We start from the raw sequence: 16073 nt of genomic DNA, 5'->3' as shown, positions 1-16073 counted from the left end.
CGAGTGAAGAGCATCACTCGCCCGGCTATCAATAAAATGTCTTCCTGTGCCGTTTGCTTACGCCAAGCTGTTGACGTGTTTGTATAATTGCGACTTATGGCGCGCAGCTTTGTTTTTGTGGATGATATTGCGCTTTGCAAGTTTGTCCAGCATAGAGCTCACTTTCTTCAACAGCTCTTGCGCTTCGGTCTTGTCAGTCGTGGCGAAGAGTCGCTTCATGAACGTTTTGGTTGTTTTTTTATAGTAACGATTATGCAAGCGACGCTTCTCAGCTTGACGCATTCTCTTTTTTGCTGACTTCAGATTTGCCATTGTTCTTATTTTCGGTTAATCTCTTAGGGACGCAAATATATAAGACACGATTTGATTTTACAAACTTCATCCCTAAAGTTTTGTATTTTGTGTGGAGTTGTTTTCCTGCATTTGCAGGAGCTCGCGCTCTACGTCGCGCAGGTCTTGCCGCACCAGCTGCTCGGTTTCTGGCGGTAGCTGGCGTGTACGCAGTAATTCCAGCAGTCGCATCCGCTTTTCCATGAGCTGTTCTTTGTGCACCATTTCCATAAGCCTTGAGGTTAGGTTTGTCAAGCATTGGAGCTGAGAGGCTTCGTGCTTTTTTACAGATGCCTCAAGAATCGCACCAAGCCGAGTGTTCCTTTCAAAAACCTTTTTACTTCCCGTTTGGTTTGTTTTAATGTCTTTTTTTCCAAGCTAAATTTAGTATCTTCATAAAAAACGATGAGCATATGTCTGAATATTACAAGCTAACGACTGCCGAAAAGCTAAAAATACGCACACTCAAAGAGCTGAAAGCCGTTGGCTATCAGCCGGAAAGCATCAAAGATGAATTGAGGCGTAATCTTATCCGGGCGCGTGCTGAAAAACGCCCTGTTTTTCATGGTATCTGGGGGTATGACCAAACCGTAATACCCGATATAGAGCGTGCTATTTTAGCAAGACATCACATCAACCTGCTGGGGCTGAGAGGGCAAGCCAAAACACGCATTGCCCGCCTGATGGTGGGCTTGCTCGATGAAGTGATTCCTGTCATTGCCGGCAGCGAAATCAACGACGACCCTTTGCAGCCACTTTCTTTTTATGCACGCGAACAGCTGCAAAAGCTGGGCGACGATACCCCCATAGAGTGGCTGCCTCGCGAAGCGCGCTATACCGAAAAACTGGCGACCCCCGATGTGTCGGTAGCCGATTTGATTGGCGACATTGACCCCATCAAGGCGGCGGCTATGAAGCTGTCTTATGCCGACGAGCGCGTCATTCATTTCGGTTTGATACCCCGTTCGCATCGTTGCATCTTCGTGATGAATGAGTTGCCCGATTTGCAGGCTCGCATACAGGTGGCTTTGTTCAATATCTTGCAGGAGGGCGACATTCAAATTCGCGGTTTCAAAATGCGTTTACCCTTAGATATTCAGTTTGTTTTTACTGCCAATCCGGAAGACTACACCAACCGGGGCAGCATCATCACACCCTTGAAAGACCGCATCGATAGTCAAATATTGACGCACTACCCCCGCAGCCGCGACATAGCCAAGAAGATTACAGCACAAGAAGTGCATTTGAGCCAAGAGCAGAAAGAGAAAGTAACCGTGCCCGAATTGTTGCGTGATTTAGTGGAGCAAGTAGCCTTCGAAGCCCGTCAAAGCGAATATGTAGACGCCAAAAGCGGTGTGTCGGCGCGCTTGACCATCTCGGCATATGAGCACATGGTCAGTTCGGCAGAGCGTCGTTGCTTGTTGTGCAATCAGGCGCATACCATAGCGCGCGTTGCCGATTTGTGGAACATCGTTCCAGCAATTACTGGAAAAATAGAATTGGTGTATGAAGGAGAGCAAGAAGGTGCCGGGAGTGTAGCCCGTCATTTGATAGGGCGTGCCATTCGCAGCTTGTTCCGTGAGCTCTTCCCCGAGCCGGAGCAGATAAAAAAAGAAAAAATGCCCAATCCCTACGCGCCGGTGTTGGAGTGGTTTTCAAAAAATGACCTTGAGTTGAGTGCAGAAGAAAGCGACCGGCAATATCAAGAAAAACTGAGCGCAGTCGCCGGTTTGAAAAAAGCCGTGGAGATATTTCATAAGGGGCTCTCTGCAGAAGAGCAACTGCTCATGATGGAATTTTTGTTGCATGGCTTGGCTGAATATTCCCAAATTAGCCGTAAGCAGCTGAATGCTACTCATCAATTCCAAGATATATTGAGCGGCATGTTGGGCGGAGTAGCCCCAGATGAAGGGGATGAAGATGGCAGCGATATTTTCTAAGCCATCTCGAAGCAAAAGCTTGTGGTTCTGCTCTTTTTTTTAAATTTGTGCTAATCGAATTTTTGTACATGGCTATTCAAATAAGTTGTACATCTTTGAAAGACTTGCCGCACGTGGTAGAGCAGGTGTTCGATATATCGGAAGGGATAGTTGTGTGGGCATTGGATGGGGACTTAGGGGCAGGAAAAACCACCTTTTTGCAGGCAGCAGGTAAGCACTTAGGCATTGCAGAGGCTATTCAGAGTCCCACTTTCAGTTTGGTGAACGAGTACCGCTTGCCCAGCGGGGCACCTGTTTATCATTTCGATTTTTATCGCATCAATACACCGGAAGAAGCCCTCGATATAGGGGTAGAAGAATATTTTTATTCCGGCGCCCGGTGTTGGATAGAGTGGGCAAGCTGTATAGAACCCTATTTGCCTGTACCTCGTCTGTCTATTCACATTCGTCGCCGGGAGAACGAAGAACGTATCTTTGAAATAGAACGCTATGAGTAAGCAATCGGGAGCCAGCGGTTTTGAAGAATTGGCAAAAGAGTCTTTGTTGTACCCCCAAGAGCAGCCGGCTCTTCTGAAAAACAAAGAGAACCATTTGGTGATAGGCATTCCCAAAGAGTTGGCTACTTTCGAAAACAGGGTGCCTATTACTCCAGATGCCGTAGCCGTGCTCGTTGCCAACGGGCATGAAGTGATAGTGGAGGCTGGTGCCGGCGATGCAGCGCACTTCTCTGACCGTGAATATTCCGAAGCTGGAGCACAAATTGAATATAGCCGCGAAAAGGTATTTGAAGCCAATTTTGTTTTGAAAGTAGAGCCACCTACCTTCGAGGAGTTGGAGCTTATGAAGCCGCATCATACTTTGGTGTCGGCGCTGCCCATGGCTAAGCTCACTGCCGAATACATACAGGCGGTGAATCAAAAGCGCCTTACCTGCTTTGCTTTTGAGTTTATAGAAGACAAAACTGGCAATATGCCAGTAGTGCGCGCCATGAGTGAAATTGCCGGCAGTACCGTGCTGTTGATTGCTTCCGAATACCTCAATACCATGAACGAAGGGCGGGGTATCATTTTGGGAGGCATCACAGGCGTGCCGCCTACCAAAGTAGTCATCATTGGAGCGGGCACCGTAGCCGAATATGCCGCTCGCGCGGCTTTAGGCTTGGGGGCAGAAGTGAAAATCTTCGATAACAATATTTACAAGCTGCGCCGCCTCAAATACGCTCTGGGGCAACATGTATATACCTCTACCCTGAATACCCTGCTGCTGCGCGAAGCCCTGAGCGAAGCCGATGTAGCCATTGGTGCGGTACGTGCCCAAGAAGGGCGTCCCCCCTGCATCGTAACCGAAGACATGGTGCGTGCTATGAAACCCAATTCCGTGATTATAGATGTAAGCATAGACCAAGGGGGCGTTTTCGAGACTTCGGAACTGCGTACTCACCGCAAGCCCGTCTTTAAAAAATACGATGTGATTCATTATTGCGTGCCCAACATCGCGTCGCGTGTAGCCCACACCTCCAGCATTGCTCTAAGCAACATTTTTACGCCTTGGATTTTGGAAATAGGCGAAAGTGGAGGGGTAGAAAAGATGATGCAGCGCAACCCTTGGTTCATGAAAGGAGCCTATGCTTTCCGAGGCAAGCTTACCAATGCTGGCGTAGCCAAAAAATTAGGCATGCAATATAGCGACATCAGCCTATTGCTTGCTGGCTTGTGATGCGCCTTGTTCAAGAAGCCACGCTTTGAGCTGTTTGATGCGCTCACGGTGGGTAATCTGCGGAAAACCCTCGACCGGGTCATGTACTTGTTCCAAGAAGCGAAGCACCTCTTCGTGGTGAGGGGTGCGTTTGCCCGTTTGTGTGTCTATGTATTTCGAAGTAGTCCACAGCAGGTTCTTAATTTCTTTCTTCTCGTAGTCGGTCATGAAAAATTCCGTCACGATGGTGTCGGTATCATAGTAAATGATGTGCGAAAAGATATGCACGATTTCGCCCACCCACGCCGAGCGCACATAAGATATGTTGTGGTTGTAAATGACCCAGGTGGCATGGTGGCGCCTGTAAAAATCCGATGAGGTCATGCCGTAGAAATGCACGATTTGGTCTTCTCGTGCATTGAAGTAATAATCAAAATATTTGGCGTTGTTGAGATGCTTGAGCGGGTCGCAGTCCTGAAAACGTATGATAGCCGGTGAATCCATCAACTTGGGATAGTGTTTACTGGGGTCGAATTGAAACATACTTTATGGTGTTTTGTTTTTTGTAAGTTTAAAGACATAAGCAGTATCGTAATCATCAGGTTAATTTTTCGAAGGCTTTGAATGCCCACGAAGTAAGCAGTATGACAAAAGCTTGGGCAGGTGTGCTCACCAAGTAAGGCGTGAAGTATTCCCAGAACCATTCAGACGGCTTGTATAGTTTAAAGTGTGCGTACGTCCACCAGCAGTCCCAATGGTGGGCACAATTGGCGCAGCGAAAACATTCTATGTTTTCCCCGAAAAACAAGTGGGGAACAAACACCGCCGGTACAGTGATGATAGCCAAAGCAAAAAGTGCCAGTATCGGTTTTTTCCGAATGCCGGAAGATAGTTTTCTGGGAATGATGAAATGAAACAAAATAGCCAGTGCTGCGAAAGAGCTACTTATTGCCGTGAGCCAATACAAGTGCTGAAACGTGATGTAGCGCAGCCATTGCGTTTTGCGCACCACTAAAGGCGTGAGCGTGCGCGCATTCAACCAGCTGAACATCAGCCCTAAAACGATGAGTAGCAAGCTAATGAGCAACCACTTACTCACCCACTCTTTTTGGAGTTGTGGGGCTAAATAGGTTTGCCAAAACTGCCGGAGCGTATGCTTGAAGCGCTGAAAGTACAAAACCCGGCGACGGGCACCACCAAAAGGAGGTACTTCGGGAATGCCATAGCGTTGCCGTCCTTTGCCGTTCCACTCGCAGTGATATACGTAGTTCTTTTTTCCATTGGTAACCCATAAATAAGGCGCCGGCAATTGGTTGTCATACGAGAACACTTGCTTGATTGCCTCCTGCATGACCGCTTCGCTGGCATCGGGGCGTTTGCATTCCACCCACAAAAAAGGCTTCTGTTTTTGCTCGTCTTCAAATACGGCAATGTCTATGCGTTTGTAGGAAGAGCCCATCTTGACCGGGTGCTCAAAAGTGATGCATGTAGGGGGGTATTGTCGTTGAACCACCAAATAAAGGTAGGCATTCAGGCGTACCTCTTCTTCGGGAGTGGCAGGAAAACTTTGCCCTACAAGAGGATATTCTATGTATTGCTTGTGGCGATAAAACAAGCGGCGGCGCTGCCCCTTTGCTCTTAGTTCGTGTTCGTTCATCGAAGCAACAAGAAATGTAGTTTTCAAAAAACAATTAACTTGCTTGCAATATTACAAAAAAGCGGCGGCTGTTTTCAAGCACTTCTTTTTTGAAGAAAGTAAGATTAAATTTAACTTTGGCGGTAATTTTAGAAAACAACAAGACATATCATAACTTATCGAAGCTATGGCGGAAGTAATACGCATGCCCAAGATGAGCGACACCATGACCGAAGGTGTTATTGTGGCTTGGCATAAAAAAGTAGGTGATACCATTCAACCCGGTGATATTTTGGCAGAGGTAGAAACAGACAAAGCCGTCATGGAGTTGGAAGCCTATGAATCGGGTACCATTTTATATATAGGCGCCAAAGAAGGTGATACTGTTTCGGTAGGTGCTGTTCTTTATATAGTGGGCGAGCCCGGTGAATCTTATGAGCACCTGTTGAAGGAAAGCAAGGTGGAAGCCCTTGCTATTGAGCAGGCAAATTCAAAGGAGGCAGTAAGCAGCGCTCCAGCCAACCCCTCTGCTGGTAGCCATATAGACATCCACCACCTACCTGTGAAAGTAGAGCGCATGCCCAAGATGAGCGACACCATGACCGAAGGTGTTATTGTGGCTTGGCATAAAAAAGTAGGTGATACCATTCAGCCCGGTGATATTTTGGCAGAGGTAGAAACAGACAAAGCTGTCATGGAGTTGGAAGCCTACGAGGGCGGAAAACTTATTTACATAGGGGCAAAAGAAGGGGAGGCTGTCCGCGTGAACGATATTCTCTACATCCTGGCAGAAGACAACTTGCCTATGAGTGTGGAGGAAATATTGGATATCTTGAACAACAAACAAGGTCTTGCGCCTACTACAAAAGAAAGCAAAGACAAAAAAACGGCACCTACAAAACAGGCGGTTCCCACGTCTGAAGAAGAAGCTGTTTTTACCGCTGAAAATGGACGTATCAAGGCATCGCCCTTGGCACGCCGCATGGCAGAAGAGCTGGGCATTGACCTTAGCAAGGTGAAGGGCACCGGTGAAGGAGGGCGCATAGTAAAGCGCGATATTGAAGCTTATCAAACGCAAGCACCCGCACAAGAGCCCACACAAAAGCCGGAAAGTTTGGCGACGGCACCAGCCGTTTCTATGTCCGAAAGCGAATACGAAGAGGTGCTTGTAAGCCAGATGCGCAAGACCATCGCCCGCCGTCTGTCGGAAAGCAAGTTCACGGCGCCTCACTTTTATCTTACCGTGTCCATCAATATGGATAAAGCCATGGCAGCGCGTAAGCAGATGAACGAGATGTCGCCTGTAAAAATATCTTTCAACGACTTGGTAGTAAAAGCAACGGCAATGGCGCTGCTCAAACATCCAGAAGTCAATGCCGCTTGGCTGGGCGACAAAATCCGCTATTACAAGCATGCACACATAGGCGTGGCAGTGGCAGTGCCCGAAGGGCTGGTGGTGCCTGTGATTCGTTATGCCAACCAAAAATCCTTGTCGCAAATAGCGCAAGAAACCAAAGAACTGGCAGAAAAAGCTAAAAATCGCAAGCTTCAACCTGCCGACTGGGAAGGTTCTACTTTCAGTGTGTCTAACTTAGGTATGTTTGGTATCGAAGAGTTTACTGCCATCATCAATCCGCCCAATGCCTGCATCTTGGCAGTGGGCAGCATTCAGCAGCAGCCTGTAGTTGTTGATGGCGAAATAAAAGTAGCCAACATCATGAAAGTAACTCTTTCTTGCGACCATCGCGTGGTAGATGGAGCGGTAGGAGCCGCTTTCTTGCAAACCCTGAAAGCCAATCTGGAAGAGCCTTTACGTATGTTGGTATAAGACAATTCGCTTACATATTTGTTTACATGCAGAAACCTTAAAATAAACAAAAGAATGAGACAGGTAATAGCCGATGGATTGAGTTTTCGCTTGTCGGAAGAGCATTTGGAAGTACAGCGCGCAGCGCGCGAATTTGCTCAGCGCGAATTGTTGCCCGGTGTTATCGAACGTGATACCCACCAAATCTTCCCTGCCGAGCAAATTAAAAAAATGGGCGAGCTGGGTTTTATGGGTATGATGGTGGACCCCAAGTATGGGGGAGGAGGCATGGATACCATCTCCTATGTGCTGGCTATGGAGGAAATCTCCAAAATCGACGCTTCTGCCTCGGTGTGTATGTCGGTAAATAACTCACTTGTATGCTGGGGATTGGAGAAATATGGCACCGAAGAGCAAAAGCAGAAGTACTTGGTGCCGCTGGCAAAGGGTGAAAAAATAGGGGCATTCTGTCTTTCGGAACCCGAAGCTGGCTCGGATGCCACCTCGCAGCGCACCACTGCCGAAGATAAAGGGGATTACTACCTGTTGAATGGTACCAAAAACTGGATTACCAACGGGTCGTCTGCTTCTACCTATATCGTTATAGCGCAAACACATCCGGAGAAGGGGCACCGTGGCATCAATGCGCTCATTGTAGAGAAGGGCATGGAAGGTTTCACCATCGGTAAAAAAGAGGACAAGATGGGGATTCGTGGCTCAGACACCCACTCTTTGATGTTTACCGATGTGAAGGTGCCCAAAGAAAATCGTATCGGCGAAGACGGCTTCGGTTTCAAGTTTGCCATGGAAACCTTAAATGGTGGACGCATAGGCATTGCTGCCCAAGCACTGGGCATTGCAGCTGGCGCCTATGAGCTGGCGCTGCAGTACAGCAAAGAACGGAAGGCTTTTGGGCGTCCTATTTGTGAGCTGCAGGCGATTCAGTTCAAGCTGGCAGAAATGTATGCTAAGATAGAAGCTGCTCGCCTGTTGGTGTACAAAGCCGCTTACTTGAAAGATATTGGGGAAGATTATGCTTTAGCAGCTGCTACTGCCAAGCTATACGCCTCGGAAGTAGCCATGTGGGTAACCACCGAAGCCGTGCAAATACATGGTGGCTATGGCTATGTGAAAGAATATCACGTAGAGCGCCTGATGCGTGATGCTAAAATTACACAAATTTACGAAGGTACTTCTGAGATACAAAAAATAGTCATTGCCCGCAATATCTTGAAATAGTGAAATCAAAGACTTTGATTTTTCTTTTGAAAGGCAAAGTAGTATAAAAAACATCTACTTTGCCTTTTGTTTTGCCTGCTTTATTATTATGTTTGCTTATTCATAATGCTTAAGACAAAAACAAGAAATGCAGCCATGAACTCCGATTTTCAAAAGGTCATTGAAGCCTTGGAAATTAAATTTCTGCGGGCAAGGTATGTGCAGATAAAAAAACCCTTCGTTATTAAAAATTTTTGCGATGTTGACAATGCCCTTTTCTTGCTTCACAAAGGCAACATATCCTTGCGCATAGGTGAAAAACTGATTCATGTCCAAGAGGGGGATATGCTTTTTATTCCCGCTGGCAAGCAAGCGCATATTGCTTATGGCAAAGGAGAAGGTGCCGAAGAGTTGACTTATGAAGATTATTTGGCGCGTCGCGAGGAGTTCTTTTTGTCTGTCAATGAGGGGGCTTTATATCCCCGGCTCGAAGACAGTTTCAGTTATGTTACTTTCTCGGCACGCATATTTGATGCCGTCAGCTTTTTTGCCAATTTGGACATACCGCCGTTTGTCATCTCACGCGAAGCCGGCTTGCAACGACAGCTACAAGACATCATGTGGGAGGAGTTTGAGCAGAATATAGGCAAAGAGCGTATGCTGAAAAACAAAACCGAGGAGCTGGTAATTGGTATCCTGCGTTATATTGTTGCCAATAATTTGTTCATGGAAAAGTTAGCTACCAACATGAACTACTTCAAGGACCCCCGCCTGATTGATATTCTGAACTATATTAAAAATTACCTTTCGGGAGATTTGTCGAACAAAGTGCTGGCAAGCGTAGCCAATATATCAGAAGACTATGTGGGGCAGTACTTCAAAGCCATGATGGGCATCAACCCGCAAGACTATATTGAGTATCAGCGCATGGAAAAGGCTGTGGAGTTGCTGCGCACAACCAAAAAGAGTATCAGAGAAATAGGGCGTGAAGTAGGCTACAAAGATACCGCTTATTTTTGCCGTCGATTCAAAATGATGTTTGGTATCTCGGCAGGAAAGATGCGCAAGCGTACTTCCTTAATGAACGTATAGCCAAAGAACAAAGAACTACTTCCTGACAGTAGTATGCAGCCCGCCGGTAGGTGGGCTATTTTGCTTGAGGAGGTTGCTTTGTTTTATCGTAAAGCAACAACAACATGGGCGGTTCTACCAATGTAGTGATTCGTGGCTTTAAGTCTATCACGGGCGATAACCAGGCACTGTTTGTGATTGACGGGGTGCCTGTGGACAACTCAACGCCTAATACTACTGCTCAACGCACCGGACGTGGTGGTTATGACTATGGTAATGCCGCTGCCGACATCAACCCCGACGACATCGAGTCGATTACTGTACTGAAAGGTCCTGCAGCTACTGCGCTTTATGGCTCTCGCGCAGCCAATGGTGTGGTAATGATTACTACCAAGAAAGGTAAAAAAGGGCTGGGTATTACTGTAAATACCGGCGTTACTTTCGGTAGTATCATCAACTCTACCTTCCCCACCTATCAAAAGAAATATGGTCAAGGCTATGGTCCTTATTATGAAGATCCCTCTGGATTTTTCCTTTATCGTGATGTAGATGGTGATGGAAATCTCGATTTGGTGGCTCCTACTTCTGAAGATGCCTCTTACGGTGCACCTTTCGATCCCAACTTGCTGGTATATGACTGGGAAGCTTTCGACCCTACTTCACCTAACTTTGGGAAGCCTAAACCTTGGGTAGCTGCCAAGAATGGACCTTCGTACTTCTTGCAAAAGCCTGTGCAGACCAACAACAACATATTGATTAGTGGTGGCTCTGACAAAGGCTGGTACAAACTGGGCTACACCCGCACCGATGAAACTGGTCTGCTGCCCAACAGCGAGTTGAAAAAGAACTATGCCAACTTTTCAGCTGCTTACAACATCACCAACCGTTTGACTGCTACCGCTTCGGTGAATTTGACTACCGTGAAAGGTTTAGGACGTTACGGAACCGGTTACGACGAACAAAACATGATGACCAACTTCCGCCAGTGGTGGGCAGTAAACGTGGACTTGAAAGAACAAGAGGATGCCTTCTTCCGCTCTGGCGAGAAGAATATTACATGGAACTGGGCTGACCCCAGCGACTTAGTGCCTATTTATTGGGACAACCCCTATTTCGTGCGCTATCGTAACTATGAAAATGATAATCGCGTACGTACTTTGAGCTATGCTCAGTTGGACTACAAAGCTACCGACTGGTTGAATCTGCAAGGGCGTGTGTCATTGGATGCCTACGATGAACAGCAAGAAGAGCGTAAAGATGTAGGTACTGTAGGTGTTTCTTCTTACTCTCGCTTCAACCGCCGCTACCGTGAAACCAACTACGACTTCTTGGCACGTGCCAATAAAGCGTTTGGAGCACTTAGCGCAAAAGGTTTGTTTGGTATCAACATTCGTCGTACTACAATAGAGTCCATTTATGCTGCTACCAATAACGGCTTGGTAATCCCTGGTTTGTTTGCTTTGTCAAACTCTCGCAACCCGCTGGAAGCTCCTTCCGAAGGTTTCTCGGACATCCAGGTGAATGGCGTGTATGCCGGCGCTACTTTGGGCTACAACAATTTGCTGTTCTTAGACCTGACTGCCCGTCGTGATGAATCTTCTACCTTGCCCAAAGGTAAGAACGTTTACTACTATCCTTCTGCTTCTTTGAGCTTTGTATTCTCTGAATTGTTGGATTTCGATTGGTTGACTGGAGCCAAGCTACGTGCCAACTACGCAGAAGTAGGTAACACAGCGCCTTTCAACTCCGTAGGCGACTACTTCTTGGTGAACTCTCCCTTTGGCAGTGCTGCTTTGGCTACTGCACCCAGTGTAAAAAACAATCCTGATCTGAAGCCTGAGCGTACGCGCAGCTATGAAGTAGGTTTGGAAGCCATCTTTGCCGACGGACGTATTGGCTTTGATGTAACCTACTACAAGCAAAATACCTTGGATCAAATTATCCCGACACAGGTATCTCGTACTACTGGTTATAGTGCTGTTTATATCAATGCCGGTAATGTGCAAAACCAAGGATGGGAAGTACAATTATTTGGTGAGCCCGTAAGAACTGACAACTTTACTTGGAAAATTTCGGCTAACTGGACCCGCAACCGCAACAAGGTGCTTGAATTGGCTCCCGGTATCGACAACATTCTCTTAGCCTCTATGCAAGGCGGTGTGAGCATCAATGCTGCTCTGGGACAACCCTACGGTACCATTCGTGGAACCAACTTTGTATATCTCAATGGGCAGAAAGTAGTAGATCCTGCTACGGGCTACTATCGGAGAACAACTACCTCTAACGAGATCATTGGCAACTTGAATCCTAACTGGATAGCCGGTGTAACGAATACTTTCACCTATAAGAACGTATCACTGAGCGCTTTGATTGACATGCGTCAGGGGGGCGATGTTTTCTCTTTGGACCTGTATTATGGTATGGCAACCGGTTTGTATCCAGAAACTGCCGGCTTGAACGACAAAGGCAATCCTGTGCGTGACCCTGTAAGTCAGGGTGGTGGGGTGCTCTTCCCTGGTGTGAAGCCCGATGGGTCGCCCAACGACGTATATGCTTCGGCTGTAACCTTTGGTACTTTTGGTTATCGTCGTAATCCTGCAGCCGGTTTTGTTTACGACGCCAGCTATATCAAATTGCGTGAACTAGCCCTCTCTTACCGATTCCCAGAGAAAATCACCTCTCGTCTGGGCATTGTAAAGGGAGCGTCTCTGTCGATAGTTGGACGTAACTTGGCTATCCTGCACAAAAATCTGCCTTATGCAGATCCTGAAGACGGCATGAGTGCTGGTAATATTCAAGGTTACCAAGTAGGTTCTTATCCTACGGTTCGTAATATCGGCTTCAACTTGAAAGTACAATTCTAAACGATTGATTTCTATGAAAAGAGCAAATAAAATATTGGCATTGGTCGCCTTGTTTTTACTGACCATCTCGTATGGTTGTAAAGACCTGACCAAACTAAACGAAAACCCCAAGGTACCCTCAAAGGTGCCTTCAGAGACCTTGTTTGCCAACGCAGTGCGTAATTTGAGTGACCAATTGGCAACGCCCAACGTGAACTCCGGCATTTTCCGCCTCTTGGCTCAACAATGGGCGCAAACTACTTATATTGATGAGTCTAACTACGACTTGGCAACTCGTAACATTCCTCAAAACTTTTGGAATAGGATTTACCTGGGTGTAATCAAGAATTTGCGGGAAGCCAAACGTTTGTATGCAGAGGAAAAGTATGCGGCAGGTACCACCGATGCTAAAATCCGTGCCAACCGTGAAGCCATTACCGAACTCGTAGAGGTGTACGCATGGCATATCCTTGTGTTTACCTATGGCGACATTCCTTATTCACAGGCGATGGACATCAACAACCCACAGCCGGCTTACGATGATGCCTATGATATAGTGCGGAACTTGCTGACACGTATCGATGCAGCCTATGCCAAGCTGGACAATGGTTATGAGGCTTTCGGTGCTTATGACCTGATTTATGGCGACGACATAAACCTCTGGAAAAAGTTCGCAGCCAGCTTGAAGCTTCGCATTGCCATGCTCTTGGCAGATGTTCCGGGTTTCAATGCACAAGCAGCCGTGGAAGACGCTGTCAGCAAGGGGGTATTTACCAGTCAAGCAGAGCGCGCAGCTTTCCGTTACTTATCTGCTCCACCCAATACCAACCCCGTATGGGTTGACTTGGTGCAATCAGGGCGTAAAGATTTTGTGGCAGCCAATACCCTGGTTGATTCTATGAATGCAAAAAGTGACCCTCGGGTGCCTTTCTATTTCACGAAAGACGCAAGTGGTGGCTATTCGGGTGGAATATACGGGGACAACAACAACTATGCTACTTACTCGAAGCCAAGCGATATTGTAACTGCCCCGAATGCTGAGCACATCCTCCTGGATTATGTGGAAGTTGAGTTCTTGCTGGCAGCAGCTGTCGAGCGTGGATACAATGTAGGAGGAGCTGCCTCGAGCCACTTTAAAAATGCAGTGATTGCTTCGGCTGAGTATTGGGGGGTAGATCATCCTGCAGCCAGTGCTTTTGCGAGCGGACTTCCTTATAGCGGTACCACTGATATCGGTGAACAAATGTGGGTAGCGATGTACAATCGTGGCTGGGAAGCTTGGACCTACTGGCGTTTCTTTGATGCACCTACCTTGGAAGCACCTCCCGATGCTCAATGGCCTGTGGTACCGGTGCGCTATCCTTATCCGGTACAGGAGCAAAACCTGAATGAAGCTAACTGGAGAGCAGCAGTACAGAAAATAGGAGGGGATGACATACCCACTGTCAAACTCTTCTGGGATAGAAATTAAATATCCTCTGTAGGATACTCCCCAAGACAGACCGCCGAAGCGGTCTGTCTTGGTTTTAGGCAGGAAAAGAAAAGGCACCTTTTCGGGTGCCTTTGTTTGTTTGCTTTGCGTTTTATTTTAGCATCTCTTGTTGCAGCTGCTTTATTTTCTCTTGCAGTTGTTTGAGTGTATTGCCATAATCGCTTGCGGAGGTGAGAGGCGCCGATACGCTAAAATAGAATTTGATTTTGGGTTCCGTACCCGAGGGGCGCACCGAAACCAAGGCGCCTTCTTCGGTAAGAAACTGCAGCAAATTGGAAGCGGGAGTATCCAGCGCGCGCGCTTTCTCGGAAGAGGGGTTCCATGCCTTCTTTTTGAGATAGTCGCGTATTTCTACTACGGGGCTTCCTCCTAAAGTTCTTGGGGGCTGTTCGCGAAAAGCCTGCATCATTGCTTGTATCACTGCTTGCCCTTCTGCCCCTTCTTTAGTAATAGACAAGAGCCCTTCGTAATAAAGCCCATATTCAAGGTGTATATGCCTGAGCAACTGCAACAATCCACCGTAGTGCTCTTTTGCCCAAGCAGTTACTTCGGCTATCATGGCACAAGCCGAAATGCCATCTTTGTCGCGCACGAAGTCTTCTATCAGATAACCATAGCTTTCTTCGGCAGCCATCAGGAACTGCTCCACCCCTTCTTTTTGGCGCATGATGGCAGCGATGTTCTTAAAACCGGTAAGGGTATCGTAGCAACGGAGTCCGTGTGCCTCTGCTATTTTTTCTATGAGAGGAGTGCTCACAATGGTTTTGACGATATAGAGCGGCAGGGTGTCGGTTTTTCGGTGCTTGGCAAGGTAGTAGAGCAAAAGGCAGGCGGTTTGGTTGCCGTTGAGCAGTACATACTCGCCCGAGTCATCGGGTACAGCAATGCCCAGACGGTCGGCGTCGGGGTCATTTGCCAATATGAGGGCTGCTTTTACTTTCTTGCCCAGTTCTATAGCCAGTTTTAGGGCTTCTGTCTCTTCTGGATTGGGGTACTTCACCGTAGGGAAGCTACCGTCGGGTTGGGCTTGCGCTTCTACCACATGTAAGTTATGAAAGCCCCACCGTTGCATCAGTCGAGGCACCAAGGTGATGCCTGTGCCATGCAAGGGGGTATATACAATGGGCATGTGGCTGTGTTTTTCCACGCATTCTCTTTGAATGGACAGAGCACAAATCTTTTGTACATAGCGCTCTTCCAGCTCTGGACCGATGGTATGAATCAGCTCGGGGCGGGCGCTGAGCGGTACTTCTTCTATGCGCGCCTGCTTTACTTTTTGTATAACGGCTTGGTCGTGGGGTGCTACCAACTGTGCTCCGTCTTTCCAGTAGGCTTTGTAGCCGTTATAGGCAGGTGGGTTGTGAGAGGCTGTGATGACTACCCCGCTATGGCATTTCAGTTCCCGTATAGCAAACGAAAGCAGTGGGGTAGGACGCAGGTTGTCAAATAAAAAAACTTCAATACCATGTGCTGAAAATACACTGGCAGTAACTTGGGCAAAATAATCGCTTTGGTGCCGGCTGTCGTGTGCTATGGCTACACGCAGTTGCTCATTAGGAAACTGCTCTTTTAAATAGAGTGCCAATCCATGAGTAGCCAAGCCCACAGTGTAACGGTTCATGCGGTTGGTGCCTACGCCCATGATGCCACGCAAGCCACCGGTGCCGAATTCTAAGTCTGTGTAAAAAGCATCTTGGAGGGCTTGAATATTGCCTTCTTTAAGCATTTGAAGCACCGCCTGGCATGTATCTTCATCGAAGGGCGGTTGTGTCCATTCCTTTACTCGTGCTTCTATTTCTGGCGATAGTGTTGTATTGGTAGTCATAGAATGAAGGTTTTTGGGTATGAAGAATCACAAAAATAAGCGAGTGTGAGCAAAAAACAGCTTGCGAAATGTCGCGCATAAATAATGCCACTTAAATTTTGCCGTTCTTTTTATAAAGCCTACATGCATGGGTATGAAGGGGGGACCCTGTATTTGCAAGCGCTCATTCTTGTAGCCGGACGAACTTTTTTGCGGTACCGTTTACAAGTATCATTG

General features: G+C 47.3%; 13 protein-coding genes. 8 read left to right on the top strand and 5 right to left on the bottom strand.

Annotated features, from left to right (window positions below):
- Nucleotides 1-57: 57 nt before the first annotated feature.
- Both rpsT and FHS56_RS03630 read right to left on the bottom strand, forming a co-directional pair.
- Complete coding sequence (gene rpsT / locus FHS56_RS03635; protein WP_038030350.1) at nucleotides 58-312, bottom strand: 30S ribosomal protein S20; 255 nt, start codon at nucleotides 310-312, stop codon at nucleotides 58-60.
- A 72-nt stretch (nucleotides 313-384) separates the two neighbouring features.
- Nucleotides 385-561 (bottom strand): hypothetical protein, encoded by a 177-nt coding sequence (locus tag FHS56_RS03630; protein ID WP_166918505.1) that lies wholly within the window; start codon nucleotides 559-561, stop codon nucleotides 385-387.
- 182 nt (nucleotides 562-743) lie between these two features.
- Between FHS56_RS03630 and FHS56_RS03625 the strand changes: the two genes are divergently transcribed.
- From FHS56_RS03625 to FHS56_RS03615, 3 genes are all read left to right on the top strand, one after another.
- Entirely contained in the window at nucleotides 744-2270 is a 1527-nt protein-coding gene (locus FHS56_RS03625; protein ID WP_166918504.1) for a P-loop NTPase family protein, read from the top strand.
- 68 nt (nucleotides 2271-2338) lie between these two features.
- Nucleotides 2339-2767 (top strand): tRNA (adenosine(37)-N6)-threonylcarbamoyltransferase complex ATPase subunit type 1 TsaE, encoded by a 429-nt coding sequence (gene tsaE, locus FHS56_RS03620; protein ID WP_166918503.1) that lies wholly within the window; start codon nucleotides 2339-2341, stop codon nucleotides 2765-2767.
- Nucleotides 2760-3986 (top strand): alanine dehydrogenase, encoded by a 1227-nt coding sequence (locus tag FHS56_RS03615; protein WP_166918502.1) that lies wholly within the window; start codon nucleotides 2760-2762, stop codon nucleotides 3984-3986. The genes tsaE and FHS56_RS03615 overlap by 8 nt, the downstream gene beginning before the upstream one ends.
- Here the strand turns inward: FHS56_RS03615 and FHS56_RS03610 are convergent.
- Both FHS56_RS03610 and FHS56_RS03605 read right to left on the bottom strand, forming a co-directional pair.
- A complete protein-coding gene (locus tag FHS56_RS03610; protein WP_166918501.1) occupies nucleotides 3966-4508 on the bottom strand; it encodes an acyl-CoA thioesterase in 543 nt (180 codons plus the stop codon). The genes FHS56_RS03615 and FHS56_RS03610 overlap by 21 nt on opposite strands.
- A 55-nt stretch (nucleotides 4509-4563) precedes the next feature.
- On the bottom strand, nucleotides 4564-5649 hold the full coding sequence (locus tag FHS56_RS03605) for a type I restriction enzyme HsdR N-terminal domain-containing protein (protein ID WP_166918500.1): 1086 nt from the start codon (nucleotides 5647-5649) through the stop codon (nucleotides 4564-4566).
- Between the two features lie 139 nt (nucleotides 5650-5788).
- Here FHS56_RS03605 and FHS56_RS03600 point away from each other — a divergent pair, with 139 nt between their 5' ends.
- From FHS56_RS03600 to FHS56_RS03580, 5 genes are all read left to right on the top strand, one after another.
- Entirely contained in the window at nucleotides 5789-7429 is a 1641-nt protein-coding gene (locus tag FHS56_RS03600) for a pyruvate dehydrogenase complex dihydrolipoamide acetyltransferase (protein WP_166918499.1), read from the top strand.
- Between the two features lie 54 nt (nucleotides 7430-7483).
- Nucleotides 7484-8647, top strand: coding sequence for an acyl-CoA dehydrogenase (locus FHS56_RS03595; RefSeq protein ID WP_394352646.1), 1164 nt, complete (start codon nucleotides 7484-7486; stop codon nucleotides 8645-8647).
- Between the two features lie 135 nt (nucleotides 8648-8782).
- Nucleotides 8783-9718: a helix-turn-helix transcriptional regulator gene (locus FHS56_RS03590; RefSeq protein WP_166918498.1), complete on the top strand. Its 936-nt coding sequence runs from the start codon at nucleotides 8783-8785 to the stop codon at nucleotides 9716-9718.
- Between the two features lie 104 nt (nucleotides 9719-9822).
- On the top strand, nucleotides 9823-12561 hold the full coding sequence (locus tag FHS56_RS03585; RefSeq protein WP_166918497.1) for a SusC/RagA family TonB-linked outer membrane protein: 2739 nt from the start codon (nucleotides 9823-9825) through the stop codon (nucleotides 12559-12561).
- A 13-nt stretch (nucleotides 12562-12574) separates the two neighbouring features.
- Nucleotides 12575-14011, top strand: coding sequence for a SusD/RagB family nutrient-binding outer membrane lipoprotein (locus FHS56_RS03580; RefSeq protein WP_166918496.1), 1437 nt, complete (start codon nucleotides 12575-12577; stop codon nucleotides 14009-14011).
- A 112-nt stretch (nucleotides 14012-14123) separates the two neighbouring features.
- Here FHS56_RS03580 and FHS56_RS03575 read toward each other — a convergent pair whose 3' ends face one another.
- The gene (locus FHS56_RS03575; protein ID WP_166918495.1) at nucleotides 14124-15857 is read right to left on the bottom strand and encodes a phospho-sugar mutase; all 1734 of its coding nucleotides are present in this window, start codon (nucleotides 15855-15857) and stop codon (nucleotides 14124-14126) included.
- Nucleotides 15858-16073: the final 216 nt, after the last annotated feature.

Source organism: Thermonema lapsum (assembly GCF_011761635.1).
Taxonomy (GTDB): domain Bacteria; phylum Bacteroidota; class Bacteroidia; order Cytophagales; family Thermonemataceae; genus Thermonema; species Thermonema lapsum.
This window is presented reverse-complemented; position numbering and strand designations above follow the sequence as displayed.